This window comes from Caballeronia arvi, assembly GCF_001544695.2.
In the GTDB taxonomy this organism is placed as follows: Bacteria; Pseudomonadota; Gammaproteobacteria; order Burkholderiales; family Burkholderiaceae; genus Caballeronia; species Caballeronia arvi.
In genome coordinates, this window is the sequence record NZ_FCOM02000001.1 from 562952 (window position 1) to 583476 (window position 20525).

The 20525-nt window shown below is 62.4% G+C and carries 19 protein-coding genes and 1 tRNA gene; 8 read left to right on the forward strand and 12 right to left on the reverse strand.

Features of this window, described 5'->3' with window-relative positions; genetic code table 11:
* Nucleotides 1–9: 9 nt before the first annotated feature.
* Complete coding sequence (locus tag AWB74_RS02495; RefSeq protein WP_061145137.1) at nucleotides 10–1776, reverse strand: thiamine pyrophosphate-binding protein; 1767 nt, start codon at nucleotides 1774–1776, stop codon at nucleotides 10–12.
* Nucleotides 1777–2110: 334 nt separating this feature from the next.
* Between AWB74_RS02495 and sucC the strand changes: the two genes are divergently transcribed.
* The 3 genes from sucC to AWB74_RS02510 all read left to right on the forward strand — a co-directional run bounded on the left by sucC (nucleotide 2111) and on the right by AWB74_RS02510 (nucleotide 4650).
* Complete coding sequence (gene sucC / locus AWB74_RS02500) at nucleotides 2111–3316, forward strand: ADP-forming succinate--CoA ligase subunit beta (protein ID WP_061145138.1); 1206 nt, start codon at nucleotides 2111–2113, stop codon at nucleotides 3314–3316.
* Nucleotides 3313–4188 carry a succinate--CoA ligase subunit alpha gene (gene sucD / locus AWB74_RS02505; RefSeq protein WP_061145139.1) on the forward strand — a complete coding sequence of 292 codons (876 nt, stop codon included), beginning with the start codon at nucleotides 3313–3315 and terminating at the stop codon, nucleotides 4186–4188. The genes sucC and sucD overlap by 4 nt, the downstream gene beginning before the upstream one ends.
* A gap of 114 nt (nucleotides 4189–4302) precedes the next feature.
* Nucleotides 4303–4650 (forward strand): hypothetical protein, encoded by a 348-nt coding sequence (locus AWB74_RS02510; RefSeq protein ID WP_061145140.1) that lies wholly within the window; start codon nucleotides 4303–4305, stop codon nucleotides 4648–4650.
* Nucleotides 4651–4722: 72 nt separating this feature from the next.
* Here AWB74_RS02510 and AWB74_RS02515 read toward each other — a convergent pair whose 3' ends face one another.
* From AWB74_RS02515 to oxlT, 5 genes are all read right to left on the reverse strand, one after another.
* Nucleotides 4723–5454 carry a GntR family transcriptional regulator gene (locus AWB74_RS02515; RefSeq protein WP_061145141.1) on the reverse strand — a complete coding sequence of 244 codons (732 nt, stop codon included), beginning with the start codon at nucleotides 5452–5454 and terminating at the stop codon, nucleotides 4723–4725.
* A complete protein-coding gene (locus AWB74_RS45495) occupies nucleotides 5444–5665 on the reverse strand; it encodes a hypothetical protein (RefSeq protein WP_143746492.1) in 222 nt (73 codons plus the stop codon). The genes AWB74_RS02515 and AWB74_RS45495 overlap by 11 nt, the downstream gene beginning before the upstream one ends.
* A gap of 114 nt (nucleotides 5666–5779) precedes the next feature.
* Nucleotides 5780–6793, reverse strand: coding sequence for a 2-dehydropantoate 2-reductase (locus AWB74_RS02520; protein ID WP_061145142.1), 1014 nt, complete (start codon nucleotides 6791–6793; stop codon nucleotides 5780–5782).
* A 161-nt stretch (nucleotides 6794–6954) separates the two neighbouring features.
* Nucleotides 6955–7893, reverse strand: coding sequence for a LysR family transcriptional regulator (locus AWB74_RS02525; protein ID WP_061145143.1), 939 nt, complete (start codon nucleotides 7891–7893; stop codon nucleotides 6955–6957).
* Between the two features lie 10 nt (nucleotides 7894–7903).
* Complete coding sequence (oxlT, locus tag AWB74_RS02530; protein ID WP_061145144.1) at nucleotides 7904–9250, reverse strand: oxalate/formate MFS antiporter; 1347 nt, start codon at nucleotides 9248–9250, stop codon at nucleotides 7904–7906.
* A gap of 420 nt (nucleotides 9251–9670) precedes the next feature.
* On the opposite strand from oxlT, the gene AWB74_RS02535 reads away from it, so the two are divergent.
* Together AWB74_RS02535 and AWB74_RS02540 are read left to right on the forward strand one after the other, a co-directional pair.
* Complete coding sequence (locus AWB74_RS02535; protein ID WP_061145296.1) at nucleotides 9671–10615, forward strand: LysR family transcriptional regulator; 945 nt, start codon at nucleotides 9671–9673, stop codon at nucleotides 10613–10615.
* Nucleotides 10616–10712: 97 nt separating this feature from the next.
* Nucleotides 10713–11051 carry a hypothetical protein gene (locus AWB74_RS02540; RefSeq protein WP_061145145.1) on the forward strand — a complete coding sequence of 113 codons (339 nt, stop codon included), beginning with the start codon at nucleotides 10713–10715 and terminating at the stop codon, nucleotides 11049–11051.
* Between the two features lie 96 nt (nucleotides 11052–11147).
* Here AWB74_RS02540 and AWB74_RS02545 read toward each other — a convergent pair whose 3' ends face one another.
* Nucleotides 11148–12599 carry an aldehyde dehydrogenase family protein gene (locus AWB74_RS02545; protein ID WP_061145146.1) on the reverse strand — a complete coding sequence of 484 codons (1452 nt, stop codon included), beginning with the start codon at nucleotides 12597–12599 and terminating at the stop codon, nucleotides 11148–11150.
* A gap of 217 nt (nucleotides 12600–12816) precedes the next feature.
* Between AWB74_RS02545 and AWB74_RS02550 the strand changes: the two genes are divergently transcribed.
* Nucleotides 12817–13155: a zinc ribbon domain-containing protein YjdM gene (locus AWB74_RS02550; RefSeq protein WP_061145297.1), complete on the forward strand. Its 339-nt coding sequence runs from the start codon at nucleotides 12817–12819 to the stop codon at nucleotides 13153–13155.
* 134 nt (nucleotides 13156–13289) lie between these two features.
* Here AWB74_RS02550 and AWB74_RS47145 read toward each other — a convergent pair whose 3' ends face one another.
* Entirely contained in the window at nucleotides 13290–13478 is a 189-nt protein-coding gene (locus AWB74_RS47145) for a hypothetical protein (RefSeq protein WP_235024459.1), read from the reverse strand.
* Between AWB74_RS47145 and AWB74_RS02555 the strand changes: the two genes are divergently transcribed.
* Nucleotides 13477–14223, forward strand: a complete 747-nt coding sequence (locus tag AWB74_RS02555) for a hypothetical protein (protein WP_235024460.1) — start codon at nucleotides 13477–13479, stop codon at nucleotides 14221–14223. The two genes, AWB74_RS47145 and AWB74_RS02555, sit on opposite strands and share 2 nt — an antisense overlap.
* A 160-nt stretch (nucleotides 14224–14383) precedes the next feature.
* Nucleotides 14384–15337 (forward strand): M23 family metallopeptidase, encoded by a 954-nt coding sequence (locus tag AWB74_RS02560; RefSeq protein ID WP_143749136.1) that lies wholly within the window; start codon nucleotides 14384–14386, stop codon nucleotides 15335–15337.
* A gap of 35 nt (nucleotides 15338–15372) precedes the next feature.
* On the opposite strand, the gene AWB74_RS02565 is transcribed toward AWB74_RS02560, so the two are convergent.
* The 4 genes from AWB74_RS02565 to AWB74_RS02580 form a co-directional block, all read right to left on the reverse strand.
* Nucleotides 15373–15449: transfer RNA gene (locus AWB74_RS02565), tRNA-Ile, on the reverse strand.
* Between the two features lie 126 nt (nucleotides 15450–15575).
* Nucleotides 15576–17633, reverse strand: coding sequence for an RNA polymerase sigma factor RpoD (gene rpoD, locus AWB74_RS02570; protein ID WP_087038752.1), 2058 nt, complete (start codon nucleotides 17631–17633; stop codon nucleotides 15576–15578).
* Nucleotides 17634–18052: 419 nt separating this feature from the next.
* On the reverse strand, nucleotides 18053–19930 hold the full coding sequence (gene dnaG, locus AWB74_RS02575; RefSeq protein ID WP_061145148.1) for a DNA primase: 1878 nt from the start codon (nucleotides 19928–19930) through the stop codon (nucleotides 18053–18055).
* Between the two features lie 20 nt (nucleotides 19931–19950).
* Nucleotides 19951–20397, reverse strand: coding sequence for a GatB/YqeY domain-containing protein (locus tag AWB74_RS02580; protein ID WP_061145149.1), 447 nt, complete (start codon nucleotides 20395–20397; stop codon nucleotides 19951–19953).
* Nucleotides 20398–20525 lie beyond the last annotated feature (128 nt).

The following is a 20525-nucleotide window of genomic DNA, read 5'->3' on the forward strand; positions in this document are numbered from 1 at the left end:
GGTTCACATTTATTTGTACATCGTCTGCGCCATCGTGCCCGGCGCGTAGACAGTCGGATCGACCCAGATGTTGATGACTGCGCTCTTGCCCGTCTTCGCGATCGACTCGCGCGCGCGTTGCAGCGCACCCGCGATCTTTGACGCCTCGCGCACTTCCTCGCCGTAGCCGCCGAGCATTTCGGCGAAGCGGCCATACGGCACATCCGACAGCAGGTTACCGACGTTGCCGCGCTCTTCGCCGTACTTCGCGAGTTGGCCGTAGCGAATCTGGTTCATCGCCGAGTTGTTGCCGATGACCGCGATATATGGCACACCGAAGCGGTTCGCGGTTTCCATGTCGAAGGACGTCATGGAGAACGCGCCGTCGCCGTAATAACAGAGTACTTCTTTCTCCGGATTCGCCAATCCCGCAGCAATCGCGAAGCCCGTGCCGACGCCGAGCGATCCGAGCGCGCCCGGGTCCATCCACTGGCCCGGACGGCGCGGACGCACGGCCTGCGCCGAAATCGTCACGACATCGCCGCCGTCGCCGATATAGATGGTGTCGTCCGACAGGAACTGGTTGATCTCGTGCGCGACGCGGTACGGATGGATCGGGCTCGCATCGGACGTGAAGAGCGGCATCAGCTTGGCAGTCGCGGTTTCCTCGAGCGCCGAGAGTTCGCGCATCCATGCCTGGCGCGCCTGACGCTTGTCGTTCTTGAGACGCCCGCTCGCCGCCTGCAATGCCGCGCCGAGAATCGCGCCCGGATCGCCGACCAGACCGAGATCGATATCGCGGTTCTTGCCGACCGTGCGGTAATCCATGTCGATCTGGACCAGCTTCAGATCCTTGCTGATGCGCTTGCCGTAGCCCATGCGGAAATCGAACGGCGTGCCGACGATCACGATCAGATCCGCCTTCGCGAAAGCCTGCGAGCGCGTGCGGTCGAAGTGATGCGGGTCGCCCGGCGGCAACAGGCCGCGGCTCGCGCCGTTGAAGTAGCCGGGAATGTCGAGGCCGCGCAGCAGTGCGATGGCTTCCTCGTGGCCGCGCGCCGTCCAGACTTGCTGGCCGTAGAGAATCGCGGGGCGCTCGGAGTTCACCAGCAGATCGGCGAGCTGCTCGATCGAGGCCGGATCGCCGACCGATTTCGTCGATGCGCGATAACGGCCCGGCTGCGGAATCACGGCCTTGGTGACGTCGATTTCACGGTCGAGCACGTCGCGCGGAATTTCAAGATAGGCCGGGCCGGGCGCGCCGTTGAACGCTTCGCGGGCGGCCATCGAAATCATGTCGGCGACGCGCTCGGTGCTCGGCACGGTCGCGGCGAACTTGGTGATCGGCGCCATCATGTCGACGTGCGGCAGGTCTTGCAGCGAACCCATCTTGTGCTGGGTCAGCGCGCCCTGTCCGCCGATATGGATGATCGGGCTTTCCGAACGGAACGCCGTGGCGACGCCCGTCACCGCATTCGTGCAGCCGGGTCCGGCCGTCGTGACGACGCAGCCGAGCTTGCCGGTCTGACGCGCATAGCCGTCGGCGGCGTGAGCGGCAACCTGCTCGTGGCGCACGTCGATGATGCGGATGCCTTCGTCGACGCAACCGTCATAGATATCGATGATGTGGCCGCCGCACAGCGTGAAAATGGTGTCGACGCCTTCGTTCTTCAAAGCACGAGCGACCAGATGGCCGCCCGAGACGACGCCCGCGCCGCGGGTTTTCTGCTTCAGCGTGTCATCGGCGGTAGTGGTGGCTGGAGCGACTTCAGGGCGGCTGCTGACGACTTCGGACATTGTTGTCTCCTCCTCGATTGGGTGGTGTGCGATCCCGTGGACGTCGCGCTGCGTCCCGGTTGCTGTGATATACAATATTCCACACACAGTATTAGTCAACTGTATCCCGCTCGGAAAAAACCCTGTGATGCAGCGCAAGATTCTCTGAGACGCCCTTCCCATCTCGATTTGCGAATTTTCGACGTTGCGACGCATCAAATCTGTGCTCCTCGGACGAGGCGCCGACAAAATTTATTTGCGCTCCGTGAAATGTGATATACAGTATTTCAGCGCGCCACCGATGACGCGTTTTTGTGGTCGCGCCCATTCCCATCAGAGGACATTAGGAGACGCAATGAACATCCACGAATATCAGGCGAAGGCGCTGCTGCGAAAGTACGGCGTCGCGGTTCCGGAGGGCCGCGTCGCCTTTTCCGCGCGGGAAGCCGCCGATGCGGCCACTGCGCTGGGCGGCCCGGTCTGGGTCGTGAAATCGCAGATTCACGCGGGCGGCCGCGGTGCCGGGCGCTTCGCCAACGATCCCGACGGCAAGGGCGGCGTGCGGGTCGTGAAGTCGGTCGATGAAGTGCGCGAGAACGCCCGAAAAATGCTCGCCTCGGTGCTCGTGACGAAGCAAACCGGGCCGGCGGGCAAGGAAGTGAAGCGTCTCTATATCGAGGAAGGCTGCGATATCGCGCGCGAACTGTATCTCGGCATGCTGGTCGATCGCGCCACGTCGCGCATCACGCTGATGGCGTCGACCGAGGGCGGCATGGAGATCGAGGAAGTCGCGCATCGCACGCCGGAGAAGATTCTCAAGGTCGCGATCGACCCGGCCACCGGCTTGCAGCCTTTCCACACGCGACAGATCGCGTTCGGACTCGGGCTCACCGGTAATCAGATCAAGGCGGCGTCGAAATTCATCACGGCGCTGTATCAGGCGTTCGTCGATCTGGACGCGTCCATCGTCGAAGTGAATCCGCTCGTCGTGACCGGCTCCGGCGACGTGATGGCGCTCGACGCCAAGCTCAATTTCGACGACAACGCGCTCTATCGTCATGCGGATATCGAGAAACTGCGCGACGAGGACGAAGAAGATGCCGCCGAAATCGAAGCGGCGAAGCACGGCCTCAATTATGTGAAGCTCGACGGCAACATCGGCTGCATGGTGAACGGCGCCGGCCTCGCAATGGCCACGATGGACATCATCAAGCTCTACGGCGGCGAGCCCGCGAACTTCCTCGATGTCGGTGGCGGCGCGACGCAAGAGCGCGTCGCGACCGCGTTCAAGCTGATCCTGCGCGATCCGAAAGTACAGGGGATTCTCGTCAATATCTTCGGCGGCATCATGCGCTGCGACGTGATCGCGCAAGGCGTCGTCGCCGCGGCGCGCGAAGTCGATCTGCGCGTGCCGCTCGTCGTGCGCCTCGCCGGCACGAACGTCGATGCGGGCCGCGAAATCCTGCGCGCGTCCGGCCTCGCCATCATTCCCGCCGAAAATCTCGCCGATGCCGCCGACAAGATCGTCACCGCCGTCGCCCAAGGAGGAACCGCCAAATGAGCGTGCTAATCAATAAAGACACGAAAGTGATTTGCCAGGGCTTCACCGGCGCGCAAGGCACGTTTCACTCGGAGCAGGCGATCGCGTACGGCACGCGCATGGTCGGCGGCGTGACGCCGGGCAAAGGCGGCACGACGCATCTGGACCTGCCGGTGTTCGATACCGTCGCCGATGCGGTCGCGAAGACCGGCGCCGACGCGTCCGTCATCTACGTGCCGCCGCCCTTCGCCGCCGATGCGATTCTCGAAGCCATCGACGCCGAAGTGCCGTTCATCGTCTGCATCACCGAAGGCATCCCGGTGCTGGACATGCTGCGCGTGAAGCGCGCGCTTTCCGGCTCGACGAGCCGGCTCGTCGGGCCGAACTGTCCGGGCGTCATCACGCCGGGGCAATGCAAGATCGGCATCATGCCGGGGCACATCCATAGGCCGGGCAAGATCGGGGTCGTGTCGCGCTCCGGCACGCTCACGTATGAAGCCGTCGCGCAGACGACCGCTGCGGGGCTCGGGCAGACGACGTGCATCGGCATCGGCGGCGACCCGGTGAACGGGACGAACTTCATCGACTGCCTGTCGCTCTTCCTGGAAGACGACGCGACCGAAGGCATCATCATGATCGGCGAAATCGGCGGGTCGGCGGAGGAAGACGCGGCGCAGTTCCTGAAGGACGCGAAGACGCACAAGCCGGTCGTCGGCTTCATCGCGGGAACGACCGCGCCGCCGGGACGCCGCATGGGTCACGCGGGCGCGATCATCTCGGGCGGCTCGGGAACGGCTTCCGCGAAGATCGACGCGATGAAGTCGGCGGGCATTCACGTCGCCGATTCGCCCGCCGCGCTCGGCGAAACGATGGTGCGCGCGATGCGTCGCTGAGCGGCAAACTCGCGAGGCGGCGCCTCTGGCCGCCTCGCTAGCCACACTCTTTGACAGTTCCAGTGTGGGCGCATCGTAGACTGCAAGGTTTTCCAAGCCTGACAGTTGCGCCTCATGATCCGTTTCTTCTACTTCGCCGTCGCGGCGCTGACGCTGGCCGTTTGCATCGAACAGACGCTGGCTCAGTCGCTCTCTCCGTCCTTCGGCGGCGACTCCGCTTCTTCGCATTTCAATGGCAGCGCGGCTGCCAATATCAAGAACCCGCCTTCGCCGGCCGAGAGTCCGGTCCGTTGCCGGCTTCAGGGCGCGCAAGGCCCGCAGGGATTAGCGGGCACGACGCCGCAGCGCAGCGGTTCGATCGCGGTCTTGCCCGATGGCAGTTCACAGGTCACGCAACAGTCCGACGACAAGGGATCGCAGATGCCGATGCAATCCCAGCAGCTCGACTGCGCGCGCGACTGAGGCCATGCTGCAAATAAGAAAGGCCGCGCGGCAAATACCGGCGCGGCCTTTCCTCTTCCCACCCGATAACACTCAATCCAGAAAGTCGCAGTTCGCCTCGACGAACGCCGCCAGATCGAGCGAATGCTGCTTGACGAGCCGCTCGACCAGCTCCGTGTCGCGCTTCTCCAGCGCCTCGATGATCCGCATGTGATCGACGATCGAGCGCGACGCCCGGTCGCTCTGCGAGATCGTCATCTTACGGATGGCGCGCACGTGCACGAAGATGTTCTTGATCGTGTCGAAGATGATTTCCGACTTCGCCAGCCGCACGATGGCGGAATGGAACGCGATATTCGCTTCCGAATACTCGTCGATATGCTCGGCGGGCGTCGTGTCCCGGAAATTGTCGAACATGTGGCGCAACTGGGCGATTTCCTCGTCCGATGCGCGCTGCGTCGCGAGCCGCGCCGCCATGCTCTCCAGCGCCGCCCACATATGGATCATCTCGACAATCTCGCGCTTGGTCTTGCGCAGGATATAGACGCCGCGGCGTGGAACCGTGCGCAGAAAACCTTCCTGCTCCAGCAGCGTCATGGCCTCGCGGATCGGCGTACGCGACACGCCGAGCGCTTCGGTCAGTTCTTTCTCGTCGAGACGAATCTCCTCCCGCGAGCGGTAGATGTCCGCCTCGGCGATCGCCTGTCGCAGCTTTGCGTACGCCTGGTCACGCAGCGAAACCGTTGCATTGATCGGTTCCAGCGACAGCGTGAGTCCCGACGTGCGAACTTCCGGCCGTTCTACGGATTGAGTATCAGATGGCATTGATGGCTTGATTTCCCAAGTGCGGACGGCGAGCGTCGACACGCTTGCCCGAACCGCCGTTCTGATCGTCCGCCGCGAGACCAGCGAAGCGACCGTGATTCTGTGCGCGCTGCAGCATGCTCTGCGGCACCGACGACGCAATCATAAACGTAACACCCACACCAACGGCAACCAGCGCGAATCCGACGACAACCAACAGGGCGATGCTCATTTCAGGCTCCGGTTAAATCACTCAAGAGCCCTCATTATATGTTGCATCGCAACAGCGCGCAACATATTTTGCATCTTGTATATCAGAAACAACGCTGGTGCCTTTGTCTGCAGTTTAGGCGGCTTTTTGGGATTGCGGGAGCGGCAATGCCTTGGCCGTGCCCTGATTCACCCCTTCGCGCAGCTTGATCAATGCGAGAACCGCATCGAGCATCGGCGTCTCGACGTGCACGAGGCGGCCGATTTCCTGCACGACCGTCATCAGCGGATCGATTTCCATCGGGCGATTGGCCTCGCAGTCCATCAGCATCGAGGTCTTGTGTGCACCGACCGCGCCCGCGCCGTTGATGCGCCGCTCCACGTCGACACGGAAGTTCACTCCGATCTTGTCGCCAATGGCTTTCGCCTCCAGCATCATCGCCTTGGAGAGCGCGCGCGTGCCCGGATCGCTCGTCAGGATGTCCAGCGTCGCGCCGGTCAGCGCGCTGATCGGGTTGAAGCACAGGTTGCCCCAGAGCTTGAGCCAGATTTCGTCGCGGATGTTGTCGCGCATCGGCGCTTCCATGTCGGCCTTCGCCATCATGTCGTGCAGTGCCTGAAGACGCGGCGTGATCTCACCGCTCGGCTCGCCGATCGGGAATTTCTTGCCGTAGTGATGCTCGATGACGCCCGGTTCCGCGATCTCGGCCGCGGGCAGCAGCACGCAGCCGATCGCGCGTTCCGGCCCAAACACGTCCCACTGACGGCCGCCCGGATCGACGCTCTGCAATTTGGTGTTCTCGAGCTCGCCGCCGTGCTTGTAGAAATACCAGTAAGGCAGGCCATTGACGGCGGTGACGATCGCCGTTTCCGGTCCGAGCAGCGGCGGAATCAGGTCGACGACGGCGGGAATCGAATGCGCTTTCAACGCGATGATCACGAAATCCTGCGGGCCGAGCTCGGCCGGATTATTGGTACAGCGGACCTTGACGGTGTGCTCCTCGCCATCGATCCGCAGCTTGACGCCGTTCGCCTGCATCGCCGCGAGATGCGGCCCGCGCGCGACGAAACTGACGTCCGCACCGGCGCGCGCCAGTTGCGCACCCATATAGCCGCCGATCGCGCCGGCGCCGTACACGCAGATTTTCATGGTTCGTCTCCTGAGGGTTGTAGCTTGATAGCCTTCTGATATACAAGATACTACATTCCGTATTGAGCAAGAACAAGGCGAATCGTGCGCTCGCGGACGAGCGAAAACCCGCATGCGCAACGGCGCGCTGCGGGTTTACGAAGATGGGGAAAACGCGCCGGTCAGGCTTCGACGGCCTGACCCACGCCAAGAGTATGCGACGAGCGCGCGACGAAGTGTGACCAGAGGTTCGCCGCGCTCGCGCGCAATGCGCGGTTCTTGCGCCGCACGAGCATGATCGTGCGCGACACGTCGGGCGCGAGTGGGATGAAGCAGGTTTGCGCGCTGTCGCAGGCGGCGCGCGCGTGCATCGGCAAGATGCCGACGCCCAGGCCCGCTTCGGCCATGCGCGCGACTGCGGCCGGCTGCGTGAGCCGCTGGCGCACCGCGCCGGTTACGCCGTGCAACGCGAGCGCGGCTTCGATGGCGCCGAGGCTGCCGGTGTCGTCGTCGAGAAGTAGGAGCGGCGTGCCGCGCAACTGCTGCCAGTCGATGCACGATACCGCGCTCAACCGATGCGACGCGCCGACGACCGCCGCGAGTCCATCGGCGAAAAGGGGCTCGGCGGCGAGTTCGTCGAGGTTCTCGGGCGCAATGACCACGCCCAATTCCGCCTCGCCCGAGCGCACGAGTTGCAGCACCGCGTTCTGCGGCCGGTCCATCACGACAACCGTGACGTCCGGCAGACACTCGCGGCACGATGCGAGCATCGCGGGCAGCACGCTCGCCGTCAGAACGCAACTGCTGGCGAGATTCACGACGCCCGGCTCGCCGCCCTCCTGCGCGCGCGGCCGCAGCGTCGCTTCCAGTTCTTCGACCAGTGGCGCAATGCGCGCGAGCAGCTTGCGGCCGGTGTCGGTGAGCGCAACCTGGCGCGTGGTCCGATCGAAAAGCCGCAGCGCGATTTCATCTTCGAGTTCGCGGATGCTGCGGCTGACCGCCGATTGCGTGATGCCGAATTCGTCGCCCGCCCGCGTGAAGCTGCGATGCCGTGCGAGCGTGACGAACAGCCTCAACTGATGCAGCGATACGCTGAGCGATGGAGGCTGTTCGCGCGTCATGCGTCGCGCCTTACTGGACCGTGTTGCGCGATGCGTCCCAACCCGTCTGGAACGACGCGTTCACCGAGGACTCCGCCGATGTTTCCGCGACCGTGTTCTCGATCCAGCGCTTGCGCATCGGCGCGAGGACGAACTTCGCGCACAGGCCCGCCGCGATCGACGTCACCGCCGCCGTGATGAACACCGCGTTCCACGAGCCGATCGACGCGAGCACCGAAGCGAGCGGCACCAGCATCGACGCCGTGCCCTTCGCCGTGTATAGCGTGCCGGCGTTGGCGGCGGCGTACTTGCTGCCGAAGGTATCGGCGCAGGTCGCGGGGAAGATCGAGAAGATTTCGCCCCAGCAGAGGAAGGTCATCGCCGCGAACAGCATGAAGAGATACGGGTTATGTCCGAACTCCATCAGCCCGAGCAGCGCGATACCTTCGCCGAGAAAGATGATGAACATCGTGTTCTCGCGGCCGATCTTGTCGGAGATGAAGCCGCACAGCGGACGCGTGAAGCCGTTGCACAGATTGTCGATGGACAGCGTCATCGCCAGCAGCGGCAGCGTCACGCCCAGCACGTTCACCGGCATCTTCGCGAAGCCGTATTCCTTCGCGATCGGCCCGAACTGCGCGGTCGCGATCACGCCGCCCGCCGCGACGAACACGAACATCAGATACAGCACCCAGAAGATCGGCGCTCGCACCATCTGTTTGGTCGTGTAGTCGACCTTCGTCGCGACGATACGCTTGGCCGGTACGATGTTCGCCGGCGGATTCGGGCGCACCAGCATCAGCGCGAGCAGGAAGATGCACACGCCCTGCAGGATGCCGAAGAACATGAACGCGTGCTCGTAGCCGGCGCTCTGAATCATCCTCGAGATCGGAATCACGGTGACGGCCGCGCCCGCGCCGAAGCCCGCCGCGGTCAGTCCCGCCGCGAGACCGCGCTTGTCCGGGAACCACTTGAGCGCCGTGCCGACGCACGTGCCATACACGCAGCCCGCGCCGATGCCCGCAACCACCGCGCCGATGTAGAGATGGACGAGACTCGTCGCGTGCGCATCGATGATCCAGCCGAGCGCCGCGCAAATCGAGCCGCCGATGACAACCGGCCGTGGGCCGAACTTGTCGACGAGCCAGCCCTCGACGGGCACGAGCCATGTTTCAGTGACGATGAAGATGGTGAAGGCCGTTTGAATCGCCGCCTGGCCCCAATGATGTTTCGCATCCATTGGAACCACGAACAGGGTCCATGCGTACTGCAGGTTGGCGACGAGGCCCATACATAGGATGCCGATCGTCAGTTGAAGCCATCTGTTGTGGTGACGCCCGTGCGATTGCCCGGACACAACCGTGTCTGCGCTTGCCATGTCTGTCTCCGTTATGTGTCTCAGCGCTCGTTCGGCGCTTGATGTGCTGCGAGGAACCGGCGCATTGCGTCGGCGGCGAGCGGTCGGTCAGGGGAAGTGCTCGGTCCAGACGGCGTGGGCGTGAGGCCGCCGGTCGCGGGTATTGCGCAGGTCGCGCGTTCCGCGTAATTGGAGGTGGGCGATCGATTCGCACATCTGGCAAGCATCCGCGTCAGGCGATCGAAGAATCATTTCAAGCGATTCCCAATGAAGTCCGGATGGTTATGCGGCCTTTGCAGGCTTCGTGTGCTGCGGGGCGATGCCGTCCGCCTTACAACTGGCGAGGACGTGAAAGCATCGTGGGGGAGAAAAACGATTAAGGAAAGTTAGAAAAAGTTATTGTATAAATTAGCTATCGTGAATGGATCAAGGATCGCCGTGCTGCGCAACGCCACCCTGCGTCAACTGAAGATCTTCGAGACCGTCGCCCGCCGGTTGAGCTTTTCCCGCGCCGCCGAAGAGCTCTACCTCACGCAACCTGCGGTCTCGACCCAGGTCAAGCAGTTGGAGGAGCATGCCGGTTTGCCCTTATTTGAGCAATTAGGAAAAAAAATCTATCTCACGCCCGCCGGGAACGAGATGCTCCATTACAGCCGCGCGATCCTCGAGCAGTTTCGCGAAGCCGACGACGCGATGGCACGGCTCAAGGGCATTTCAGGCGGGACGCTGAACGTCGCGGTGATCAGCGCGGGCGACTACTTCTTTCCAAGGCTGCTGGCCGCTTTCACCCAGCGTAATACCGACGTGCGCCTCAATCTCGCGGTGCACAATCGCGAAGAGTTGCTCCATCAGCTTTCCGACAATCTCACCGACCTCGCCGTGATGGTGCGTCCGCCGCGCGATATGGACACCGTCAACGTTTCTTTTGCGCCCCATCCGTACGTCATCGTGGCGCCGCCGGATCATCCGTTGGTCGGGCGCAGAAACGTACCGCTCGAAGCACTCGCCGACGAGCCGTTCATCGTCCGTGAGCGCGGCTCGGACACCTGGAATTCGATGGAAGAAGGTTTCGCCGGTCGGCTCGGCAACCTCAATGTCGCGATGGAAATCACCAGCACCGAGACGATCAAGCAGGCCGTGATCGCGGGCATGGGTCTGAGCTTTCTTTCCGCGCATACGATCAGCATGGAACTGCAGGTGGGCAAGCTGTCGGTGCTGGATATCGAGGGTTTTCCCGTGATGCTCAACTGGTTCGTCGTGCATCGGCATAACAAGCGCCTGCCGCCGGTCGCGCTCGCATTCAAGCAATTCCTTGTCGAGGAAGGCGCCGCGCAGATCGAAGCGATCACGCAGATCGTCGCGACGACGGGCAAGCCGAACGCATAAAGCTTTCTGAATAGATAAGCGAAAAAAGTTTAACTGTCGTATATGGTTCGTGTTTTCTATCCTGCATTCAAGCCCCACGGCCATACAGGAGACGATCATGACCCATGCAACGCACACCGATGACCGCGAAGTTCAGGCACAAGTCTGCGCGTTCAACACCGCTTTCGAAGAGCTCGACCTGATGTTCCGTTGGGATCCGCAAACGTATCGCTCGCTCGCGTCGGCGGACAGCGATTACGGAAAAATCGCGCAATACATCGAGACGCAATGTCCGCATCTGTTGAAGGCGTATAGCGCCGAGTTTCTGTGTCAGGCGATCGTCGAACGCAAGAATTCGACGATCGAAGCGTGCCGGCAAAACACTGTCCAATATGAAGACAGCACGCAGCGGGCGCGGCTTTGGCGAGCGCGCAATCAGGAAACGGCGCGCGTCTGACGGATTTGGTCGTATCGATGGGGCGGTCCGGGAAATCCGGACCGCCCTTTTGCGTTCCTGCGATTCGCCGCGGTTGCCCGCGGCGAAACCTGAGACTCAGGGCGCGAGCGCGACCCAGACGGCCTTCGGCTCGGTGAAGTTCTCGATGGCGACATCGCCATGTTCGCGGCCGAATCCCGAATCGCCGCCGCCGCCCCACGGCAGCCGCACATCGGTGAAGCCGTAGGTGTTCACCCAGACGGTACCCGCCTTCAGTTCCGCCGCCATGCGATGCACGCGGCCGATATCCGCGCTCCACACGCCCGCGGCGAGGCTGTACGCGGTGCCATTGGCGATGCGCAGTGCGTCCGCCTCGTCGTCGAAGGGAATCACGCTGGCGACCGGCCCGAAGATCTCTTCCTGAGAAATGCGCATCTCGTGTTCGACGTTCGCGAACACGGTCGGCTCGACGAAATAGCCGCGCTCGCCGGATCGACGCCCGCCCGTCACCAGCGACGCACCCTCGCCCTTACCGATATCCACGTAATCGAGCACGCTTTTCATCTGCTTGGCGGAGATGAGCGGTCCCATGTTGGTTTCGCGCTTGGACGGATCGCCGAGCTTGATGGTCTGGGCACGCTGGGCGAGCCGTTCGACGACGTCATCATAGACGGCGCGTTGCACGAGCACGCGTGAACCTGCCGAGCAAACCTGGCCCGCATTGAAGAAGATGCCCGACGCGGCGGCGCGCACTGCACTATCTATATTGGCGTCCGCGAAGATCACGTTCGCGGACTTGCCGCCGAGTTCCAGCGTGACGCGTTTGAAGTTGCCCGCCGCGCCTTGCAGGATGCCGCGCCCGACGGACGGCGAACCGGTGAACGTCACCTTGTCGACGCCCGGATGCGCAACGAGAGAGTCGCCGACGACCGAGCCTTTGCCCGTGACGATGTTGAGCACGCCCGGCGGCACGCCCGCTTCGAGCGCGAGCCGTCCGACCATCAGCGCGGAGAGCGGCGTGATTTCGGCGGGTTTCACGATCAGCGTGCAGCCGCACGCGAGCGCGGGCGCGATCTTCCACATGCCGATCATCAGCGGGAAATTCCACGGCACGATCGCCGCGACGACGCCGACCGGCTCGCGCACCGTGTAGGTCAGTGCGTCGGGGCGCGCGGGCACGACCTGGCCGTTGATCTTGTCGCACCAGCCGGCGTAGTACGCGAGCGTATCGATGGCGGCGGGCACGTCCTGGCGCTGCACGCCCGAGATCGGTTTGCCCGCATCGAGACTTTCCAGCGCCGCGAGTTCTTCCTGATTTTCGCGCAGCAGTTCAGCCAGCTTCATGAGGATACGGCCGCGCTCGGCGGCGCGGATCGCGTTCCACGGCTTGAGCGCGGCACGCGCTGCCTGCACGGCACGGTCGACGTCGGCGGATGTGCCCTGTGCAACGCGGGCGATGGGGCCTTCAGTCGCCGGGTCGAGGTTCGTCGAGTAATCGCCGCCGCTCGGCGGGACGAACTCGCCGTTGATCAGTAACTCGTAGCGCTTCAAGTCCGCAGTGCTTTCCATGTCTCGCTCCATGTGCTTTTACGAATCACTTCATGTTGGGGCAGAAGAAGCATCCATGAAAGCAAAACATTTTTATCGTTTGCATACAGCGGAATGTATGGACGGATATAACGACGCGGATCCTTGCACGCTCCATTTCGAATGTAGAAATTACAACGGCCTCGCATGGCGCTATACTGCCGGCCTTTCGATGCATCACAAGCAGCCTGGAGTACTCATGAGCGTTTTGCCCCCTTGCCCGAACTGCCGCTCCGAATTCACCTATACGGACGGCAACCTTTTCATTTGCCCGGATTGCGCTCACGAATGGACGAGCACCACGGCGACCGCTGAACCGGAGGCCAAGGTGTATCGCGACAGCGCCGGAAACATCCTGCAGGACGGCGATACGGTCACGGTCATCAAAGACCTGAAACTGAAAGGCTCGGGCGGCGTGATCAAGATGGGGACCAAGGTAAAGAATATCCGCCTGGTCGACGGCGATCACGATATCGACTGCAAGATCGATGGCTTCGGCGCAATGAGTTTGAAGTCGGAATTCGTCAAGAAAGCGTGAATGCAGAGGCGCAGTTTGCCTCAGGGCTTTGCCGATTAGGATTTTTCGCACTTCCTGCGTGTTGTCAGCTCATTGAAAATCGCTGGTTTTTTCGATCTGAAGAAACCCATGCGCGACATAACAAAACAACGAGCTCAGACCATCGCAACGATCATCGCCCTCGCTCTTGGTGTGACGCTCTCCGCTTGCGGCGGCGGCGGCAGCAACTCGAGCGACGGTGCATCGACCAGTTCCGAGGCATCCAAGGGCGATTCGAACGCGTCGAACGGCAGTTCCAACGCCGGCGAGTCCGCCAATGCCAGCTTCTTCAACAGCATATTCATGAAGGACAGCGGCTCGGGCTATTACCAGTTCGACGCGAACACCGGGCCTACCGGCGGCAAGGTGGTCGCGACCGGGCGGACGTCGTTCTTCGTCAACGCTGACGCCGACGCGAATGTAAGCGCCGCTACTGCCGCCGTTGCGGGCGATTACACGCAGCGGTACGTCGATCAGGCGTACATCACATCTGAAGGTGCGTTTACGTCGCGAACTACGCCTTACACCGATCTCGGAACGAACTCGAAGATCTTCCAGAAGCTTTCGCAGGGTTACGAGATCGGGATGCAGGGTATGTCGACACCGCTCTATCGCGTCACGATCAAGCAGCAGGACGTGTCGGGGCAAGCGCTCGCTGACGTGATCCGCCAGGACCGGGGGCCCAGCACAAATCGCCTCTACGCACTGCTGAACGGCGACACGTCTCCCATGCCGCAAGGCGCGCAGATTTATCAGAATCCGAATACCGTCGTGACGACGCATATCTGGGTGAATCTTGCATCGGCGGGGTCGTCTGGCTGGAAGTCGCTGGAACAAGCGCAAGCCTCGTCCGGCGGCTCGATTGAATCGATGGGCGGTTATCGCTATTTGAAGGCTGCGAGCAATAGCGTCTATGTCGACTACAACGGCACGATCTGCTACGGCGAGTTCGAAAGCGCTGGCGACATCCATGACGTAATGCCTGCGGCTTACAACCGTATTGCCGCCGATTTCATCGCACAACGCGAAGTCGCCGCTCTGACGCAGTAATTCCAAATGGCGAGGCGTACGTCCTCGCCTGTCAAAGACCTGGCGCACGGCGATACGAGACCGGCGACGCTATCCTGAATTTATCCGATCTGTCCGATAGGCCGAGATTTGCCGCACCCCTACCATCTCAAAAACGACACTGGGTTGCTGGGAGGTCAGATTGGGTTCAGGTATCTCGTGCAAAAGAAACGATCCGTACATCGTGATGCGGCGCGGCGCGCTGCGCAGCATCGTCAGCACGGCGTGCTCGGCGGTCCTGCTTGCGCTGGCGGCCGGTGTTGCGGTCGGGCACGCCGGTGTCGCGGTCGGGCATAAGAGTACGCCGGCGCCGCTCGTCCATCGCGAGCCTGCACGGGCTCCCACGACCTCCCCGCTCACGGCAAGCGAGCTGGCGCGCCTGCACGCCGCGAACGCCTCGCTCGATGCTCGCATTGAGCGGCTCGCCGCGCAAGTCGATACCCTCAGCGCGTTCGACCAACGTCTGCGCGCACGAGCGACACGCGCGTCCGCAACGGGCAAGGTGGCATCAGCGCGCGCGTCCGGTGACGACGCCGCGGGCGGCCCCGAGCTACCGCCCCGGCCTTGCCAGGCGTCCTCTGCATATTCGAATCCGCAAATCCCCCGCGCCGAGCTCGACTGCCTCTCGACTACGCTTTCTGCGCTCGAGCAGGATGTGGCGCAGCGCGAGGCAGCCTTGGATGCCTTCCCGGGCCGCCGTCCGGTCGCATTCGGGCGCACCAGTTCATTGTTTGGCAACCGCCTCGACCCATTCACGCATCACCTGAGTTTTCACCCAGGGTTGGACCTGTCCGCCCCAACGGGAACCCCTATCCTCGCGGCCGCCGGCGGTCGCGTGATCCGGGCCGGTCCGATGCCCGGTTATGGCAACGCCGTCGAGATCGATCACGGACATGGCGTTATCACGCGCTATGCTCATGCATCGAAGATCGAGGTACGCGTCGGGCAGACGGTGAAGCCAGGCGAGTCCATCGCCGAAGTTGGATCGACCGGCCGCTCGACGGGCCCGCACCTGCATTTCGAGGTACGCGTGAATGACCGGCCAGTCAACCCCGCCGACTATCTCGCGCTATTTGCGGGCGCCTCCGCCGCGTAAAGCGAAACGGCCAGCGGCTTTTAGGAAGGAATATTTGGTGGGCCGGGAGGGACTCGAACCCTCTATCGGTCGATTATGAGTCGACAGCTTATACCAGTTAAGCTTCCGGCCCTTTGAGAAGAGGAAGGGCAAAAAGAAAGCGCCGCTATCGGCGCTTTCTGTCACATCCGAACATTGCGCTGGGCGTCTCTCGAAGGGTAGCGAGTTTGCCTCACTACGCCTCTCAAAACAAGTCCCGTCAGTTGCCTTCGAGGAACGACTTGAGCTTGTCCGACCGGCTCGGATGACGCAACTTGCGGAGCGCCTTTGCCTCGATCTGCCTGATCCGCTCACGCGTCACGTCGAACTGCTTGCCGACCTCTTCCAGCGTGTGGTCCGTGCTCATCTCGATGCCAAAGCGCATCCGCAACACCTTCGCCTCGCGCGGCGTCAGCGAGTCGAGCACGTCTTTCACGACGTCCCGCATCGAGGCATGCAGCGCGGCATCGGAAGGCGCAACCGTGTTCGTATCCTCGATGAAATCGCCGAGATGCGAATCGTCGTCGTCGCCGATCGGTGTTTCCATGGAGATCGGCTCCTTCGCGATCTTCATGATCTTGCGGATCTTGTCCTCCGGCATCTCCATCTTCTCGGCGAGCGTCGCCGGATCCGGTTCGAGGCCGGTCTCCTGCAGAATCTGCCGCGAGATGCGGTTCATCTTGTTGATCGTCTCGATCATGTGAACCGGAATGCGGATCGTGCGCGCCTGGTCCGCGATCGACCGCGTGATGGCCTGACGAATCCACCACGTCGCGTAGGTCGAAAACTTGTAGCCGCGACGATATTCGAACTTGTCCACCGCCTTCATCAGGCCGATGTTGCCCTCCTGAATGAGATCGAGGAACTGCAAGCCGCGGTTCGTGTACTTCTTTGCGATGGAAATCACGAGACGCAGATTCGCCTCGGTCATTTCACGCTTCGCCTGGCGCGCCTTCAGCTCGCCCGCCGCCATCTGACGGTTGGTCTCCTTCAGATCCTTCAGCGGCAACACGACGCGCGCCTGCAAGTCCAGAAGACGCTGCTGCTGTTCGCGAATCGCCGGGATGTTGCGCTCCAGCACCGCGCTGTAGTCGTGACCTTCCGCGACGACCTTGTCGGACCATTCGAGGTCCGTTTCGCTGCCGGGGAAGCGCGTGATGAATTCCGCGCGCGGCATGCCGCACTTGTCGACGACGGTATGCAGAATCTGCCGCTCGACCTGACGCACCTCGTCGACCTGCGCACGCAGCGTGTCGCACAGGCGCTCTACGGTGCGCGCGGTGAAGCGGATGTTCATAAGCTCGGTCTGGATGGCTTCCTGCGCCTTCAAATAAGCCTTCGACTTGTAGCCTTCCTTTTCGTAGGCGCGGCGCATCTTTTCAAACCATTCGCTGATGAGAGCGAACTTCTCGAGCGACTGGAGCTTGAGTGCTTCGAGCTGCGCCGCGTTGGCGCTGGCTTGCGCGCTGCCGTCGTCCTCTTCTTCCTCTTCCGCGTCGCCCTCTTCCTCGGTTTCCTCGTCTTCCGATTCGATCGCCTCGGCTTCCTGCTCCGAGAAACCGTCCGTGTCCTGCGCGTTCGGATCGATCAGGCCGTCGACGAGCTCATCGACGCGCACTTCCTCGTTCTGCACACGCTCGGCCATCGCGAGAATGTCCGCGATGGTCGTCGGGCACGCGGAGATCGCCATGACCATGTGCTTCAGGCCATCTTCGATGCGCTTCGCAATCTCGATTTCGCCTTCGCGCGTCAGCAGTTCGACCGTGCCCATCTCGCGCATGTACATGCGCACCGGGTCGGTCGTGCGGCCGAATTCGGAATCGACGGTGGAGAGCGCGACTTCGGCTTCTTCCTCGACTTCATCGTCGGAAGAGGCGTTCGGCGCGTTGTCGTTCAGAAGAAGGGTTTCGGCATCGGGCGCCTGCTCGTACACCGCCACGCCCATGTCATTGAACGTGCTGATGATGCCTTCGATCGCCTCGGTTTCCGTGAAGTTGTCCGGAAGGTGATCGTTGATCTCGCCGTAGGTGAGGAAGCCGCGCTCCTTGCCGAGTTTGATGAGCGCACGCAGCTTGCCGCGCCGCTCCTCGAGTTCCTCGACGGTGCCGGGCGCGCTCGACGAGAACGCGTCCTTCAGAAGCGCTTTTTCCTTCGCGCGGCGGTCGCGGGCCCTGGCCTTTTCGACCTTCGCCGCCGGAGCGGCGCCAGACTCTGCGTTTTGCACTGCGTCGTCTTCGACGGATACATCGTTCAGCTTTTTCGTCATGGAGTTCGCCATACCGGCTCTAGTCTCGACTCGCGGCTGCTGGACAACAGCCGATGGAACCGTGAATACCCAATACGCGCACGCTGCTTCGTCCTGCGTGCCCTGCCCGGGGCGCCATCGCGGATCGAACGAGTGTGATTCGTCTCTTCGCCCTACCTTCAATGGCAGCCGCTTCCCTTGCGCCCGTCTGTTCGTCGGCGTGCTTATCCGGCCCTTTCGTGTGATTTATGCGGTACGTCCCACGAAGCCAGCCAAGCACGCCATTGCCCTTCTTCCGCTTCTATTCCGCCTCTTGCTCTTACCGCGATACAACGTCAAATGCTCTTTGCCAATTGCTCGACGCCCGCCCTGCATCTGCCGCTAAAAGTTAGTAAAAACCCTCAAACAGTTGACAAAAAGCAGTTCGGTTTGAACTTTTGATTATAGCATTCTCATCTTCCCGCTTCCGGGTTCGCGCCCCGCCCCGCCTTGATCTGCGCCACTTTCGCTGACAGATCCGAGAACTCAGCGACCTCTTCCGCGGACAGGCTCGACTGCCGGGCCAGCTGATCCAGCCGCGCCCGATAACTGTCATGACGCAGCTTGACGACCGTCGCCTGCAATTCCTCCGCGAGCAGGCGTCGTTGTTCCTCGACCCGCTGCGCCGCACCCTCGTCGGACGGGTCGCGCATCAGCAAATCGCGAACGTTTTCATCATAGGCGAGAATTTCCTGGAAGATATCTTCGTACGTGGGCGCATTTGCTGCATTTCTCAAGACGTCCGAAAGCATCTGAAACTCCGCTTCGCCGCCGAGTTCGCGCGCGTGACCGATCACCTCGCTGAAAAGCTCGCCGTGCTCGGTCATCGTGACGAGGGTGCGTTCGCTGTCCTGATCGAGCGAACCCGCGATGCCCGGATACATCACCAGATTGCGCAGCGCACGCTGTTCCTGGCCCGTTACGCGACGGCGCTCGCTCTTCGGCACGTTCGCGCGCGCGACGGCGGCCGCACGCGAATCAATGTCGCACAGCGCGGCGATCTCGGTGAACGGCGTGTCGAGCCGGTCCGCGAGCATATGCAGAATCTGGACCCGCAGCGCGTTCGCGGGCAGCGCCTGAAGCAGCGGTTTCGCGTCGAAGAGCGCTTTCGCGCGGCCTTCGGGCTGCTCCAGTTCCTTGTCGTTCAACACCTCGTTCAGCAGGAATTGCGACAGCGGCATTGCACGATCGACCTGCTCGCCAAATCCGTCGGTGCCGAACTCGCGCACGTAGCTGTCAGGATCGTGCTCTTTCGGCAGGAAGAGGAACTTGATCGTGCGATTGTCCGCCGCGTGCGGCAGCGCGGCCTCCAGCGCGCGCCGCGCCGCGCGGCGGCCGGCCGAATCGCCGTCGAAACTGAAGACCACGGTATCGGTCTGTCGAAACAGCTTTTGCACATGAACCGGCGTGCAGGCCGTGCCGAGCGTTGCGACGCCGTTCGCGAAACCAAGCTGCGCGAGCGCGACGACATCCATATAGCCTTCGACGACGAGCACGTAGCCCAGTTCGCGAATCGCAAGCCGCGCTTCGAACAATCCGTATAGTTCGCTGCCCTTGCTGAACAACGGCGTTTCCGGCGAGTTCAGATACTTTGGCTCGCCGCCGTCGAGCACGCGTCCGCCGAAGCCGATCACGTTGCCTTTCACGTTGCGAATCGGGAACATCACGCGTTCGCGGAAGCGGTCGTAGCGCCGCGCCTGACCCTGCGAATCGGTTTTCTCGCTGACGATCACGAGCCCGGATTCCACCAGGTTTTCATCGCGATAATCGGGAAATGCAGCTTCGAGATTCTGCCAGCCGTCCGGCGCGTAGCCGAGGCCGAAGCGCGCAGCGATCTCGCCGGTCAGCCCGCGCTTTTTCAGATAAGCGATGGCGTTCGGCGCGCCGCGCAGTTGCTTGCGATAAAAATCGCACGCCGTCTGCATTACGTCCGTCAGCGCGACGCTGACCGCCTTGCTCGGCGCGTAGTCACTGCCACCGCCACGATTGAACGATGACGGCTCCTGCGGCACCGTCAATCCGGCGCCTTGCGCGAGGTCTTTCACGGCCTCCGGAAACGTGAGTCCGGTGTGCTCCATCAGAAAGCCGATTGCGGTGCCGTGCGCGCCGCAGCCGAAGCAGTGATAGAACTGCTTGGTCGGGCTGACCGTGAACGACGGGCTCTTCTCGTTATGAAACGGACAGAGGCCCATGAAGTTCGCGCCGCCCTTTTTCAACTGGACGTAGCGGCCCACCACGTCGACGATATCGACGCGGTTGAGCAAGTCCTGCAGGAATGCGTGCGGGATCACCGGTCAGTCTGCTGCGCAAGTCACTTGGCGAGTGCGGCCTTCACCTGCGCGGAGACGGCGGTCATGTCGGCCTTGCCCGCGAGCTTCGGCTTCAGCACGCCCATGACCTTGCCCATGTCCTGCGGGCCGGCGGCGCCCGTCGCGGCGATGGCGGCCTGAACTTCGGCGGCGATCGCATCGGCGGAAAGCTGTTCGGGCATGTACGCCGACAACACCGCCAGCTCCGCCTTTTCCTTGTCGGCGAGATCGGTGCGGCCCGCGGCTTCGAACTGGCTGATCGAATCCTTGCGCTGCTTGATCATCTTGTCGATGACACCGGTGATGCCCGCGTCGTCGAGCGTGATGCGATCGTCGACTTCACGTTGCTTGATTGCCGCGAGCAGCAGGCGAATCGTGCCGAGGCGCTCGGTCTCCTTCGCGCGCATCGCAGTCTTCATGTCGTCGCTGATCTGGTCTTTGAGGCTCATTGTTCACCCGGTGCAATTGCGAAAGTTTGGATTCCGGCTGCGCGCGCGACCATCCCGCGAAAGCAAAAACCCGCTTGGGAACGCCTCCTCAAGCGGGATTTAGCAGGACGTTTTCAGAGCGCCAGCCA

Excerpts from the sequence above, each read along its gene's own strand:
- AWB74_RS02495 (WP_061145137.1), bottom strand. The coding sequence starts at position 1,776 with ATGTCCGAAGTCGTCAGCAGCCGCCCTGAAGTCGCTCCAGCCACCACT.
- sucC (WP_061145138.1), top strand. The coding sequence starts at position 2,111 with ATGAACATCCACGAATATCAGGCGAAGGCGCTGCTGCGAAAGTACGGC.
- sucD (WP_061145139.1), top strand. The coding sequence starts at position 3,313 with ATGAGCGTGCTAATCAATAAAGACACGAAAGTGATTTGCCAGGGCTTC.
- AWB74_RS02510 (WP_061145140.1), top strand. The coding sequence starts at position 4,303 with ATGATCCGTTTCTTCTACTTCGCCGTCGCGGCGCTGACGCTGGCCGTT.
- AWB74_RS02515 (WP_061145141.1), bottom strand. The coding sequence starts at position 5,454 with ATGCCATCTGATACTCAATCCGTAGAACGGCCGGAAGTTCGCACGTCG.
- AWB74_RS45495 (WP_143746492.1), bottom strand. The coding sequence starts at position 5,665 with ATGAGCATCGCCCTGTTGGTTGTCGTCGGATTCGCGCTGGTTGCCGTT.
- AWB74_RS02520 (WP_061145142.1), bottom strand. The coding sequence starts at position 6,793 with ATGAAAATCTGCGTGTACGGCGCCGGCGCGATCGGCGGCTATATGGGT.
- AWB74_RS02525 (WP_061145143.1), bottom strand. The coding sequence starts at position 7,893 with ATGACGCGCGAACAGCCTCCATCGCTCAGCGTATCGCTGCATCAGTTG.
- oxlT (WP_061145144.1), bottom strand. The coding sequence starts at position 9,250 with ATGGCAAGCGCAGACACGGTTGTGTCCGGGCAATCGCACGGGCGTCAC.
- AWB74_RS02540 (WP_061145145.1), top strand. The coding sequence starts at position 10,713 with ATGACCCATGCAACGCACACCGATGACCGCGAAGTTCAGGCACAAGTC.
- AWB74_RS02545 (WP_061145146.1), bottom strand. The coding sequence starts at position 12,599 with ATGGAAAGCACTGCGGACTTGAAGCGCTACGAGTTACTGATCAACGGC.
- AWB74_RS02550 (WP_061145297.1), top strand. The coding sequence starts at position 12,817 with ATGAGCGTTTTGCCCCCTTGCCCGAACTGCCGCTCCGAATTCACCTAT.
- AWB74_RS02555 (WP_235024460.1), top strand. The coding sequence starts at position 13,477 with ATGAAGGACAGCGGCTCGGGCTATTACCAGTTCGACGCGAACACCGGG.
- AWB74_RS47145 (WP_235024459.1), bottom strand. The coding sequence starts at position 13,478 with ATGAATATGCTGTTGAAGAAGCTGGCATTGGCGGACTCGCCGGCGTTG.
- rpoD (WP_087038752.1), bottom strand. The coding sequence starts at position 17,633 with ATGGCGAACTCCATGACGAAAAAGCTGAACGATGTATCCGTCGAAGAC.
- AWB74_RS02580 (WP_061145149.1), bottom strand. The coding sequence starts at position 20,397 with ATGAGCCTCAAAGACCAGATCAGCGACGACATGAAGACTGCGATGCGC.